This window comes from Streptomyces sp. NPDC007945 (assembly GCF_042958885.1).
Classification (GTDB): domain Bacteria; phylum Actinomycetota; class Actinomycetes; order Streptomycetales; family Streptomycetaceae; genus Streptomyces.
In genome coordinates, this window is sequence record NZ_JBIBJV010000007.1 from 44,077 (window position 1) to 56,961 (window position 12,885).

The following is a 12,885-nucleotide window of genomic DNA, read 5'->3' on the forward strand; positions in this document are numbered from 1 at the left end:
GAACCCCGCCAAGGCGGCGTAAGGAAAGGACGGCGCAAGGAAAGGATCGACCCGGCCCCTCGGGGCCGGGTCGCAGGGCGGGCGGTGCCCGTGCCGTCAGGCGTTCTTGCGGCCCAGGGCCTTGGAGAGCTTCTCGGCGCGGGCCGCGACGCCCCAGCCGGTGACCCGCCACAGGGCCTCGACGACGATGTTCCTGCTCATCTTGGAGTCGCCGATCTCGCGCTCGACGAAGGTGATGGGGACCTCGACGACGTGGAAGCCGGCGGCGACGGCGCGGCGGGCGAGGTCGACCTGGAAGCAGTAGCCGGCCGAGGCGACGTCCTCCAGGCCGAGGCCCTCCAGGGTCTCCTTGCGGAAGGCGCGGTAGCCGCCGGTGACGTCGCGGATCGGGACGTCGAGCATCAGGCGGGAGTACAGGCTGCCGCCGCGCGAGATGAACTCGCGGGACTTCGGCCAGTTCACGATCCGGCCGCCCGGGACCCAGCGGGAGCCGAGGACGAGGTCGGCGCCCTTGAGCGCGGTGAGCAGGCGGGGCAGTTCCTCGGGCTGGTGGGAGCCGTCGGCGTCCATCTCGACGAGGACCTCGTAGCCGTTCTCCATGCCCCAGCGGAAGCCCGCGAGGTAGGCGGCGCCCAGCCCCTCCTTGCCCTTGCGGTGCAGGACGTGGACGTGGTCGTCGTCGGCCGCGAGCTCGTCGGCGAACTTGCCCGTGCCGTCGGGGCTGTTGTCGTCGGCGACGAGGATGTGCGCCTCAGGGACGGCCTCCCGCACCCGCGCGACGATCGGCCTGATGTTGTCCGCCTCGTTGTAGGTCGGAATGATCACCAAGGCCTTGCCGAGCGGGCCGTAACGCCTCACGCCACCGTCGTTCACTACTGCCCCTTCGGATACAGACACAGGCCACCACCTTAGCGAGGTCTCCGACCTGGTCCGGTCCTGCGGGGTGTGACACGTGCGACCCCGGCACGGAGTGCGGTGCGGGGCCCGACGTCCTTCGGTCCGACCCGGGACCCGCCGGCTGCGGATCGACACAAGGCCGTTGTCTACTGAACGTCCGGGCCCCACCCGGGTCGCACCTTCCGCCGGCGAAACCTTCCCTCGCGGCCGAGGCGCGGGCGGCGGTCGGCGCGGGCGAGGAGGTGTGGTCCGGTCGGACGTCCTGTGGTGGACGCGTGAGAACCTACCGGGCCAGGACGGTCGGCTGTCAACACCCGTTTGACCTGCGGGGTTCCCGAGAAGCCGCAGGCCGGACGGGACGATCCGCAGGTCGAGGACGGGCCCGTGGTGCGTACATCCGGGTGGTCGTCAACCCGACATCACTCGTTCGGTCGTACGAAAACCGTCTGCCCGTACACCACGGTCCGCAGGCAGACGGGGAGTTCCACGCCGGGCGACAGATCGGGCAGACCGGGCGTTCCGGACCGGGGGTCGGTGGACCAGCGGGCGACCCGGTCGTCGGGCGCCTGGACGACCAGGTCACCGGTCCGCCAGACGGCGTAGTCCGCGGGCGCCCCCGGCACCAGGATGCCGGCGTCGTCCCGGCCGACCGCTCGCCAGCCGCCGCGTGTGTGGGCGGTGAAGGCGGCCCGGACCGAGATCCGGTGCTCGGGGGTGCGGTGGAAGGCGGCGGCCCGGACCGTCCCCCACGGGTCCAGCGGGGTGACCGGGCTGTCCGACCCGAAGGCCAGCGGCACGCCGGCCCGCAGCAGGGCCGCGTACGGGTTGAGGGTGCGGGCCCGCTCCGCGCCGAGCCGCTCGGCGTACATGCCGTCCTCGCCGCCCCACAGGGCGTCGAAGGCGGGCTGGACGGAGGCGGTCAGTCCGAGCTCGGCGAAGGCGGCGACGGTCTCGGGGGTGAGCATCTCGGCGTGCTCGACGCGGTGCCGGGCGGCCCGGACGCGGGCGAGGCCGAGCTTCTCGGAGGCGGCCCTGACGCCGTCCACGACGGCGCTCACCGCGGCGTCGCCGATGGCGTGGAAGCCGGCCTGGAGCCCCGCCTCGGTGCAGGCGACGACGTGCGCGGCGACCGCGGCGGCGTCCAGGTGGGCGGCGCCGGTGTGACCGGCGTCCGCGTACGGCTCGTGGAGGCAGGCGGTGTGCGAGCCGAGCGAGCCGTCGGCGAAGAGGTCGCCGGCCGCGCCGAGGGCACCGAGGGCCCGGGCCCGCTCGATGTCGAGGTCCGCCCAGTAGCCGACCACCCGGGGGCCGGGCTCGCTGCGGGCGAGGTCCAGCAGGCCGGTGAAGTCGTCCTCGGAGGAGATCCGCGGCCCGCCGCACTCGTGGAGGGTGCCGATGCCGAGGGACGCCGCGTGGGCGCGGGCGGCGCGCTGGGCCTCGGCGCGCTGGGCCGGCGAGACGGCGGCGAAGGCGGCGGCGCGCACGGCGTGGTGGGCGTCGCCGGTGAGGGGCGCGCGCCCGCCGTGGAAGCCGTCGAGCTCCCGTACGCCGGGGACGAGGTCGAGCAGCGCCGTGCTGACGACGGCGGAGTGGACGTCGATCCGGGTCAGGTAGAGCGGGCGGCCGCCGGTGAGGCCGTCGAGCTCCTCGCGGGTGAGCGGGCGCCGCTCGGGCCAGCGGGAGGCGTCCCAGCCGTGGCCGATGAGGATGCGGTCCCCGGGGCGGGCGTCGGCGTGGGCGCGGATCAGCACCGCCGCCTCGGCCAGCGAGGCGGCGGAGGAGAGGTCGAGGCCGGTGAGGGCGAAGCCGGTGGCCGTGGTGTGCACATGGGCGTCCACGAAGGCCGGGGTGACGAGCGCGCCCTCCAGGTCGATCACCTCGTCCACGCCGGAGGCGAAGGCGTCGGCGGCGCCCTCCTCCCCCACCCAGGCGATGTGACCGCGCTCCACGACCATGGCCGTGGCGAAGGGGTCGGCGGGGCTGTGGACTTCTCCACCGCGCAGCAGCACGGTGCGGTGTTCGCCGGAGTTCAGGGTGTCGCTCATGCGACCAGGCTAAATGCGGGGCGGCCTGGCTTCGTACGGGGTGGACAGGACGACGGTGGTGCGGCTGGAGACGTGCGCCTGGGAGCGGATCCGGCTGAGCAGGTGCTCCAGCTCCAGGGGCGTGGCGACCCGGACCTTGAGGATGTAGTTCTCGTCACCGGCGACGCTGTGGCAGGCCTCGATCTCGGGGATGTCGGCGAGCCGGTCGGGGGTGTCGTCGGGGGCGCTGGGGTCGAAGGGTTTGACCGAGATGAAGGCGGTCAGCGGCAGGCCCACCGCCTCGGGGTCGACGACGGCGGCATAGCCGCGGATGACTCCGCGCTGCTCCAGGCGGCGGACGCGCTGATGCACGGCCGACGTGGACAGGCCGGTGGCCTTGCCCAGGTCGGTGTAGCTCATGCGCCCGTCCTTGACGAGCAACTCGACGATCTGACGATCCAGCTCCTCCATGCGCCGACCCTATGGCGCCGAAGGGTCCCGGGCCCAACCGGGAGGGGGCCTTATCGGCCGCTATGGGCCCTCACGGGGCACCTGCGACAGGCATGTGACGAACGCCACAGGTTTGCCGGAGGCATCCCGGGCCTCCCTCACGGTTATGCGGACTTCCGTATGGGAAGGGCTTGCTGTGGTTCCGGCCGCACAGTATCGGCCGACCGGTCCGAGGGGGAGATTCTCCATGCAGGAGCCCGTTGATTCCGTCGAGCCGTCCGACGAGTTCGACGCGTACGACACCTTTGAGATGTACCGGGTGGTGTGCCCGGAGTGCGACCAGCCGATCGCGCTGCTCGCCGACGAGGACGCGCTGCCCGAGCACGCGCTCTGCCCGTCGCCGTGGAACCCCTTCACCCTCACGGTCTGCCCGGGCACCGGCCGGGCCGCCGACGAGGCGGAGTCCGCCGACGCCGAGGCGGGCGTCCAGGAGCAGGACACCGCGCTCCTGCTGACGCTCCCCCAGGGGCTCGACTGGCGGACCCAGCCGTTCTCGCACATCGGCGGCCCCGGCTCGCGGCCGATCCGCGCGACGCAGCTGCGCCGCGCGGCCTGAGGCCGGCCTCCCACGGCCCAGCGGGTCCCCCGCGCCGTCGCCGCGAGGGTGGCGCGGCGCGGGATCAGCTGGTCGAGGTCCTCGTGGACCCCGGCCTTGCCGAAGTACGCCTGGCGGTACGCGATCCCCGGCATCACGCTCGCGTGCCGCGGCGCCGCGCGCCCACGGGGATCGGCGCCCGCGCGACGACCATGCCGCCCTCAGTTTCCGGCCTGGACGAAGCGACGACCTTCGGGGGTCAGCCGACCCTGGGCGTGCGGAACGGGGCTCCCTGCGTGGCGGGAAGCTGCCGGTCGATCCGCGTAAGGCCGGAGGGGGAATCCGCAGCTGACCTCCTGCTCCGCGGAAGGGCCTTGACGCAACGTCAGGTGCCGGAGTGCGGGCGGGAGGAGGCCGTCGCGCGAGCGGGCCGCAGGCGAGAGGGCTCCGGAAGGGCGGGCCCCGACCAGGGGGCTCCAGCCGGGCGCGACGCGGGCGAGGGGGCTCCGGAAGGGCGGGGCGCCGACCAGGGGGCTCCAGTCAGGCGCGACGCGGGCGAGAGGGATCCGGAGGGGCGGGCCGCGGGCGTGACGGCTCCGGAGGGGCGGGGCGCCGGCCAGAGGGCTCCAGCCGGGCGCGACGCGGGCGAGGGGCTCCGGAGGGGCGGGCCGCGGGCGGGGGCGTGCGCGGGTGGCGAGCGGAGGGCGCGCATAAGCGCCGGATAAGCAATGGGTAGGGCGCGAACTGGCGCCCGAATCCGCCGGGCGGTGACCCGGCGGCCCCGGGGCGCGTTGGTCCGGGCATGACCACGCTGTACTCCACACCCAGCGGAGTCGGTCGGCATCGGCAGACCGAACCGCGCGGTGAAGAATCGGTTCTTCCCTGGATTCCGGAGGCCTCCGGCCCCTCGGACCCGGCCCCGGACGGCGCCGCGCCGGCACCGGTCCCCCCGCGGTCCCCGGTTCCCACGCCCTCCACGGCACCGCCCCCGGCCGCCGGCCCGGCCCCGGGTCCGGCCGGGATTCCGGGCCCGGCGCCGCACGCGGCGCCCTGGCCCACCCCGACCCCCACCACCGTCGCCCCGGCTCCGGTGCCCGTGCCGACACCCGCGCCGGTCCCCGTACAGGTCCACCCCGACCCGCCGATCTACGAGGCGCTGTACTCCCTCTGGGCAAGCCAGGGCCGCACCCTGCCCGGGCGCCGGGACCCGGAGTGGGCGCGGCTGGCGGCGGGCCCCGTCTGGGCCGACCGGACGGTCCGCGTCAGCGGCGTCCTGGTCGCCCAGGGCGGAGCCCGCTGACCGCCCGCCGGGTCACATGAGGCCCGCGCGGGTGACGAGGACGGCGAGCAGGACGACGAGGGTCCAGCCCAAAAGGTGCTCCAGGAGCTCGGGGCCCCGGTCGTCCTGGGGCCCGCCGGTGCGCGTACGCGTGAACAGACGGGCCGCGAAGGTGGTGGTGGCGCTCATGCCCACCACCATGGGCCAGACCCCCGCCCCGCCACCAGAGACGTCCCTCACACCCCCGCCCGCCCGCCGTGCGCCTCGGAGCACGCCCACGCCCCGAAGCGCCTTGCGCCGCAAGGGAATCGGCCGGCCGGGGAAGCACGGGAGCAGCCCGGCCTGTGCCGGACACCACTTCCCGGGTGCGTCGCACCGCTTCACGCCGAGCCGGAGGCGCGGGTCAGCTCCCCGGCGGGACGACCGTGGGCCGCAGCGCGGGGGGCCGGTGGGAAACCCGCCCGAACGAGCGCTGCCGTCGGGTCGTCGAGGCGGCCGTCGGGCCGCGCGTGCTCACACCAGGCCGAGCGACTGCAGCGCGCGGCGCTGAGCCGGTGTCGGCCCGACCGGCCAGAAGACGTAGCAGACGCCGCCCGTACCGCTTCTGACCTTGCCGTTCGCGTCGTACCTCTTCGTACGCAGCCAGATGTTCTCCCACTCGCGGCGGCGGTAGACCCGGCGGACGGCTTCGTTGGTCGGGGAGGCGGGGTCGTTCGCGATCACGTCGCCTTCGGAAGTGAAGCCGATGACGGTCATCAGGTGGCCCGCGGTGCCGTAGCCGGCGCCGGTCAGTTCCTCCTTGCGGAAGGACTGTGAGGTGATGGCCGGGATTCCGGCGCGGATCAGGGCCTCCAGGTCGGTGAGCGAGCGGAGCCGGGTGACGACGGCGTTCAGGTCGGGGTAGGCGGCGGCGTAGGCGGCGTTGAAGGGCCAGTTGCCGCAGCCGGAGTACTGGTGGTCGTAGGTGAAGCGGGCCGCGTGGCAGACCTGGGGGTCGGCGTAGTCGGGGTTCACCCAGGCCAGGTCGGCGGCGGACGGGCCGCGGCCCCAGTACTCGACGATCATCTGCGAGGAGGTCGGGCTGCACCAGGCCTCGCCGCCGTTGTCGTACTCGGGGTACTGGCCGATGTGGGTGTTCTGCGAGTAGCGCGGGACGGTCAGCTCGCGGGCGAGGCCGGGCGCGGAGGCCGGGACGGTGAAGCGGTCCGGGACGTCCGAGGCCATCGCGCCGAGCCGCCACACGGTGGGGGTGAGCGCGGTGCCCGGCCGGCGGTGGAGGGTGAGCCGGAGGCGGTACGAGACGAGGCGGAGGCCGCTCGCCGGGTCGTCGACGGCGAGGGTGTCGGTCCAGACGGTGCCGCGCCCGTCGGTCTGGTCGTCGACCGAGGTGCGCTTGATGTCGGCGTCGCCCGACGCCCAGCGGCCCATCACGAACCACGGGGTCCGCGTCCCGTCGGAGTAGGCGCCGGAGAGCTCGACCTGGATCCAGGTGCCGGCCGGGGTGTGGGCGTTCCAGGAGGCGATCACCTCCGTGGCGGGCACCGCGGGGGTGTGTTCCGGCGAGGTCCAGCGGGCGTACTCCCAGGCGGAGGTCGTCCCGGTGTGCGGGTCGGTGTAGTCGGTACGGCCCAGGGGCGCCTCCAGGACCAGTCCGGGGCGGTGCCCGGCGACGGGCCGGGTGCCCTCGGCGGTCCCGGAGCGCCAGTCGGTGAAGGTCGACCAGAAGCGGTTGGCGACGGTCGCGGCGGCGGCCGGGGCGGCGGAGTCCGGCTCCGCGGGACCGGGTTCGGCCGCGGTGGCCGACACGGCTCCCCCGGTGCCCGCGGCGGCGGCGAGCGCCGCGGCGAGGACGGTCCGGCGTGAGGCTGATCCGGGCATGGCGAGGACCCCCAGTCGAGGACGGGACGGCGATCGGACGGGGCTGCGCGGGCCCACTATCCCGGCTCGGTGGGGCCTTCGCCAGCACTTCGGCCCGCGTCGCGGCCACCGACATGGGTGCAGACCACTGACGGCGGCACCGCGCTGACCTGCGCGGGCGGCCCCTGGCCTACGCTGGCGGCATGGACGACCTCGACCGTGCGGCCCGCGCGCTGCGCCGGCTGCCGCCCTCGCTCGGTCCGGTGCGGCTGATCGCGGTCGACGGCCACGCCGGCTCCGGGAAGTCCACCCTCGCCCGCCGGCTCGCCGCCGCCCTCGGTGGCGCCCCGGTGCTCCGGCTCGACGACCTCGCCACCCACGAGGAGCTCTTCGCCTGGACGGCCCGGCTGCGTGCCCAGGTCCTGGAGCCGCTGGGGCGCGGCGAGACGGCGCGCTACCACCCGTACGACTGGAATCTGCGGCGCTTCGGCGCCGCCCGTCCGCTGCCCGCGGCACCGGTGGTGCTGGTGGAGGGCGTGGGCTCCGGGCGGCGAGAGCTGCGGCCGCACCTGGCGTGGCTGTTGTGGATGGAGCGGTCGGCCGGGGCGTCCTGGGAGCGGGGACGGCACCGGGACGGGCCGGAGCAGGCGGAGTTCTGGGACGGCTGGGTGGTGGCGGAGACTCGCCATTTCGCGGAGGACCCCTCGCGGCCCTTCGCCGACACCCTGGTACGGGAGCGGAGCGAGGGGTACGACTGGCTTCCCGGGCCCTCTGTGACGGCGGGCGCGGACCAGATCATCACCCACCGTGACGGCCTGATGGCGGTGGACTGAGTCTCCGGAATTCCGCTTCCGCAAGTGCCTCGAGGGCGCTTGACCCCGGGGGCTTACAGGTCTTACGTTCTCAATGTGCGGCTTTTCTACAGCCGCCGCGGACACGAAGCCCCCGGTTGTTCCCCCGTGATCGGGGGCTTCGTTCCGCCCTCGGACACCCCCGCCGGGCCCTTCCCCACCGCCTGCGCTCACCCAGGGTCACCGCTTCCGGATCTTGCGCTTCTCCTTAAGCGCACCCCGCCTGCGCAGGTACGATGCCCGCAGGTGCGGTCAAATCCCGTCCATACGCCGACGGTTGTGGGGGACCCGATGGACATCGGCACACAGGGCGCGCAGGCCCCCGCCGAACTCGCCTGGCTGCGCGGAGTGGACGCCTACACGATGGGCGCCTACCCGCAGGCCGAGGAGGAGTTCCGGGCCGCGGTGCGGATCGATCCCGGCATGGCGGACGCCTGGCTGGGGCTGCACGCTCTCCGGGTGGACACCACGACGGCGCTGCTGCGCATGTACCGCAACCGCGAGCGCTTCGGCGAGCAGCGCGCCCGGCACCGCCGCACCCTCAACTCCTGGTACTGGCTTGGTTGGTGGGTGCAGCCGGTGCTGGAGAGCCCGCGCGACCTGCTGCTCGCCCACGCCTCCCACTGGCTCGACGGGCGGCACGTCCCGGAGCTCGACCGGGCCCTCGCCGAGCTGCCGCCGGTCGACACCGACCCGCAGGTCCGCTTCCTGCACGCCTGCCGCTCCTATCTGGTCAAGGACTGGGATCAGCTGGTGCGGCACACCGAACCGCTCGTGGACGACCCGCTGCTCGGCATCGAGGCGGGTCTCTTCGGCGGCATGGCCCGGGTGCGCCTGGAGATGTACGGACAGGCCGAGCCCCTGCTCTCGGCCGCCCTGATGCGCTGCCGCAGCGAGCAGCCGCAGCGCAAGGAGCTGCGCTACTGGCTCGCCCGCGCCCACGAGGGCACCGGCCGGAGCGCCGCCGCCCTCCCCCTCTACCGGGCGGTACACCGGGTCGACCCCGCGTTCATGGACACCGCCGCCCGGCTCGCCGCCATCGCCGAGTACGACGGCTTCGACGGACTCGACGGCATGGACGAACAGGCCGGCCTCGCCGCCGTCGCCCTCGGCACGGTCGGCGCGGGCCCCGGGCAGGACGGCACGGACACCGCCGCCGGCACCGAGACGGAGCCGCTCGCCCCCGGCGGCGACGGGCTGCGCCGCTCCCCCGACCCGGTGCCGCCCGGCGCTCCGGCCGGGCCCCGGGAGGTCGTACGGCACACCTCTCCGGTGCCCGCCCAGCCCGGGCCGCCGCGGTTCCCCGCCGGGCCGACCGACCCGACGCTGCTCGCCGAGGCGCTCGCCGAGCTGGAGGGCATGGTCGGGCTCGAACCGGTGAAGCGTCAGGTCAAGGCGCTCTCCGCCCAGTTGGAGATGGCCCGCCTGCGGGCGGGGCAGGGGCTGCCGGTGCAGCCGCCGAAGCGGCACTTCGTCTTCTCCGGACCGTCCGGCACCGGCAAGACGACGGTCGCCCGGATCCTCGGCCGGGTCTTCTACGCGCTCGGCCTGCTCGGCGGCGACCATCTCGTCGAGGCCCAACGGGCCGACCTCGTCGGCGAGTTCCTCGGCCAGACGGCGGTGAAGGCGAACGAGCTGATCGACTCGGCGGTCGGCGGGGTGCTCTTCGTCGACGAGGCGTACGCGCTCTCCAACTCCGGCTACAGCAAGGGCGACGCGTACGGCGACGAGGCCCTCCAGGTGCTGCTGAAGCGGGCCGAGGACAACCGCGACCACCTCGTCGTCATCCTGGCGGGGTATCCGGAGGGCATGGACCGGCTGCTCGCCGCCAACCCCGGGCTGTCGTCCCGCTTCACCACCCGGGTCGACTTCCCGTCCTACCGGCCGCGGGAACTGACCGCGATCGGCGAGGTGCTGGCCGCGGCGAACGGCGACGGCTGGGACGAGGAGGCTCTGGAGGAGCTGCGCTCGATCAGCGGCCACGTCGTCGAGCAGGGCTGGATCGACGAGCTGGGCAACGGCCGCTTCCTGCGCACCCTGTACGAGAAGTCCTGCGCCTACCGGGACCTGCGGCTCTCCGGCTACTCCGGCACGCTGAGCCGCGAGGACCTGGCGACGCTGCGGCTCGGGGACCTGATGCAGGCGTACGGCGAGGTGCTGTCGGGCCGCGGTCCCGCGGACCGCGGCCCCCAGCAGGAGCCTCCGTTCTGACCCGCGCCTAGCCCGCCGGAGCGGGGGACGGAGCGGACGCCGGCCCCCGAGCGGGCGCCGGACCCGAAGCCGACGCCGGACTCGGAGCGGGCGCCGGGCTCGGAGCCGACACCGGGCTCGGAGCCGACGCCGGGGGCGGGCCCAGCCGGTGTGCCGGGTCGCGCACCTCGCCCACCAGGGTCTCCAGGACGTCCTCCAGGGCGACCAGGCCCAGGACCCGGCCGGAGGCGTCCGCGACCTGCGCGAGATGGGTGGCGGCCCGGCGCATCACGGTGAGGGCGTCGTCCAGCGGCAGCTCCGCCCGGAGCGTCGCCATCGGACGCCACAGCTGCCGCGGCACCGGTCGCTCCCGGTCCTCCAGGTCCAGCACGTCCTTGACGTGCACGAAGCCGAGGAAGGCGGTCTGCCCGCGGTCCTCCGCGACGACCGGGAAGCGCGAGTAGCCGGTCCGCACGGTGAGCTCCTCGATCCGCTCCGGGGTGGCCGACGGCGGGACGGTGACGAGCGCCGCGGCCGGGAGGAGGACGTCGGTGACCGGGCGGCTGCCCAGCTCCAGGGCGTCCTCCAGGCGCTCCTGCTCGGCCGGGTCGAGGAGACCCGCCTGGCCGGCGTCCTCGACCAGCCGGCCGAGCTGCGCACTGGTGAAGACGGCCTCCACCTCGTCCTTCGGCTCGACCTTGAAGGCCCGCAGGACCACGGCCGAGCAGGCGCCCAGGGCGGCCGTCACCGGCCGGCAGAGCCGGGCGAAGGCGACCAGGGTGGGGGCGAGCCAGAGCGCGGTCCGTTCGGGCGCGGCCATCGCGAGGTTCTTCGGGACCATCTCGCCGATGACGAGGTGGAGGAAGACGACCACGGCGAGGGCGATCACATAGCCGAGCGGATGGATGAGCCCGGCCGGCACGCCGACCGCGTGGAAGGCCGGTTCGAGGAGGTGGGCGACGGTCGGTTCGGCGACCGCGCCCAGGGTGAGCGAGCAGACGGTGATGCCGAACTGCGCGGCGGCCATCATCCGCGGCAGGTTCTCCAGGCCGTACAGCACCTGTCTGGCGCGGGCCCCGCCGAGCGGCTCGATCTGGCTGCGGCGGACGGAGACGAGCGCGAACTCGGCTCCCACGAAGAAGCCGTTGGCCAGGACGAGGAAGAGGGCGAGGAGGAGCTGGAGGGTGCTCATCGGACCGCCTCCGCCATCGGCACCGCGGCGGTGCGCACGATCCGGACCCGTTCGGCCCGGAAGCGGTCGACCCGGTGGACCGAGAGCCGCCAGCCGGGCAGTTCGGCCCGGTCGCCGGGGGCCGGGATCCGGCCCAGGAGGTCGGCGACGAGCCCGGCGACCGTCTCGTACGGGCCGTCCGGCACGTCGAGGCCTATCCGGCGCAGGGTGTGGACCCGGCAGGAGCCGTCGGCCTCCCAGGCGGGGCGGCCGTCCTCGGCGGGCGCGGCGGCCAGCTCGGGGCGGGCGTCGGCGGCGGTGTCGTGCTCGTCGCGGACCTCTCCGACGAGCTCCTCGACGATGTCCTCCAGGGTGACGACGCCGGCCGTGCCGCCGTACTCGTCGACGACGACGGCGATCGGCTGCTCGCGCCGCAGCCGCTCCAGGAGGGCCTGGACGGGCAGCGACTCGGGGACCAGGAGCGGGGGGACGGCGATCCGTCCGACCGGGGTCCGCGGGCGGGCGTCGGCGGCGACGGCGAGCGCGTCCTTGAGGTGGACCATGCCCACGACCTCGTCGATGCGGTCCCGGTAGACCGGGAAGCGCGAGAGGCCGGTGGCGCGCGTGAGGTTGAGGACGTCGGCCGCCGTGGCGTCCCACTGGAGGGCGCTGACCTTCACCCGCGGGGTCATGACCTGCTCGGCGGTGAGGCCGCCCAGGGACAGGGTGCGGACGAAGAGGTCGGCGGTGTCCTGTTCGAGGGCGCCGGCCCGGGCCGAGTGCCGGGCGAGGGATTCCAGCTCGCCGGGGGTGCGGACCGAGTCGAGCTCCTCGGTCGGCTCCACGCCCAGGGCGCGGACCAGTGCGTTCGCCACCCGGTTGAGCAGGGCGATCACCGGCCGGAAGGCGGCGGAGAAGCGGCGCTGCGGGGCGGCGACGAAGCGGGCGACCTGGAGCGGCCGGGAGACCGCCCAGTTCTTCGGCACCAGCTCGCCGACGACCATCTGCACGGCCGAGGCGAGCAGCATGCCGATCACCACGGCGACCCCGGAGACAGCGCCCGGGGGGAGCCCGGTGGCGGTCAGGGGGGCGCGCAGCAGGCCGGCGAGCGCGGGCTCGGCGAGCATGCCGACGACGAGCGAGGTGAGGGTGATGCCCAGCTGGGTGCCGGAGAGCTGGAAGGAGAGCTCGCGCAGCGCCGAGACGACGGTGCGGGCGCGCCGGTCGCCGGCGGCCGCGGCCCGCTCGGCCTCCGCGCGCTCGACGGTCACGAGACCGAACTCGGCGGCGACGAAGAAGCCGTTGGCCAGGATCAGGAGGAAGGCTGCCAGCAGGAGCAGCAGGGAGACGATCATGCCGCCGCCTCGGGGGACGAGGGGGCGGCGCATGTACTACCGGACGATCCGTCCATTGCCGGAGGGAGTCACTCCTCGGGTCGAAGGGAGGCCTCGCCGGCCGCCGGCGGCGGCCCTGCACACGCGAGGCGGTGGTGCACCCGGCACCACCGCCTCAAGAGTAGTCACGCGAGCCCCCCGCGTGGCAGGGGGGACGCCCCGGATGGGGGACGGTCC

General features: G+C 74.7%; 11 protein-coding genes. 4 read left to right on the plus strand and 7 right to left on the minus strand.

Annotated features, from left to right (window positions below):
• Positions 1-96: 96 nt before the first annotated feature.
• The 3 genes from ACFZCF_RS22500 to ACFZCF_RS22510 form a co-directional block, all read right to left on the minus strand.
• Positions 97-873: a polyprenol monophosphomannose synthase gene (locus ACFZCF_RS22500; RefSeq protein ID WP_388446479.1), complete on the minus strand. Its 777-nt coding sequence runs from the start codon at positions 871-873 to the stop codon at positions 97-99.
• 443 nt (positions 874-1,316) lie between these two features.
• The gene (locus tag ACFZCF_RS22505) at positions 1,317-2,942 is read right to left on the minus strand and encodes an amidohydrolase family protein (RefSeq protein ID WP_391288332.1); all 1,626 of its coding nucleotides are present in this window, start codon (positions 2,940-2,942) and stop codon (positions 1,317-1,319) included.
• A 9-nt stretch (positions 2,943-2,951) separates the two neighbouring features.
• On the minus strand, positions 2,952-3,392 hold the full coding sequence (locus ACFZCF_RS22510; RefSeq protein WP_030493658.1) for an Lrp/AsnC family transcriptional regulator: 441 nt from the start codon (positions 3,390-3,392) through the stop codon (positions 2,952-2,954).
• A gap of 226 nt (positions 3,393-3,618) precedes the next feature.
• On the opposite strand from ACFZCF_RS22510, the gene ACFZCF_RS22515 reads away from it, so the two are divergent.
• Both ACFZCF_RS22515 and ACFZCF_RS22520 read left to right on the plus strand, forming a co-directional pair.
• The gene (locus ACFZCF_RS22515) at positions 3,619-3,987 is read left to right on the plus strand and encodes a hypothetical protein (protein ID WP_391288335.1); all 369 of its coding nucleotides are present in this window, start codon (positions 3,619-3,621) and stop codon (positions 3,985-3,987) included.
• Between the two features lie 1,069 nt (positions 3,988-5,056).
• Entirely contained in the window at positions 5,057-5,266 is a 210-nt protein-coding gene (locus ACFZCF_RS22520) for a hypothetical protein (RefSeq protein ID WP_388446487.1), read from the plus strand.
• A gap of 12 nt (positions 5,267-5,278) precedes the next feature.
• Here the strand turns inward: ACFZCF_RS22520 and ACFZCF_RS22525 are convergent, their stop codons facing one another.
• Positions 5,279-5,434 (minus strand): SCO1431 family membrane protein, encoded by a 156-nt coding sequence (locus ACFZCF_RS22525; protein ID WP_388446489.1) that lies wholly within the window; start codon positions 5,432-5,434, stop codon positions 5,279-5,281.
• A gap of 324 nt (positions 5,435-5,758) precedes the next feature.
• Positions 5,759-7,123, minus strand: a complete 1,365-nt coding sequence (locus tag ACFZCF_RS22530; RefSeq protein WP_391288338.1) for a C39 family peptidase — start codon at positions 7,121-7,123, stop codon at positions 5,759-5,761.
• Positions 7,124-7,305: 182 nt separating this feature from the next.
• Between ACFZCF_RS22530 and ACFZCF_RS22535 the strand changes: the two genes are divergently transcribed.
• On the plus strand, positions 7,306-7,935 hold the full coding sequence (locus tag ACFZCF_RS22535; protein WP_391288340.1) for a uridine kinase: 630 nt from the start codon (positions 7,306-7,308) through the stop codon (positions 7,933-7,935).
• A 309-nt stretch (positions 7,936-8,244) separates the two neighbouring features.
• On the plus strand, positions 8,245-10,164 hold the full coding sequence (locus ACFZCF_RS22540; protein WP_388446613.1) for an AAA family ATPase: 1,920 nt from the start codon (positions 8,245-8,247) through the stop codon (positions 10,162-10,164).
• A 7-nt stretch (positions 10,165-10,171) separates the two neighbouring features.
• Here ACFZCF_RS22540 and ACFZCF_RS22545 read toward each other — a convergent pair whose 3' ends face one another.
• Together ACFZCF_RS22545 and ACFZCF_RS22550 are read right to left on the minus strand one after the other, a co-directional pair.
• Positions 10,172-11,335, minus strand: coding sequence for a hemolysin family protein (locus ACFZCF_RS22545; RefSeq protein WP_388446616.1), 1,164 nt, complete (start codon positions 11,333-11,335; stop codon positions 10,172-10,174).
• Positions 11,332-12,669, minus strand: a complete 1,338-nt coding sequence (locus tag ACFZCF_RS22550) for a hemolysin family protein (RefSeq protein WP_388446619.1) — start codon at positions 12,667-12,669, stop codon at positions 11,332-11,334. The genes ACFZCF_RS22545 and ACFZCF_RS22550 overlap by 4 nt, the downstream gene beginning before the upstream one ends.
• Positions 12,670-12,885: the final 216 nt, after the last annotated feature.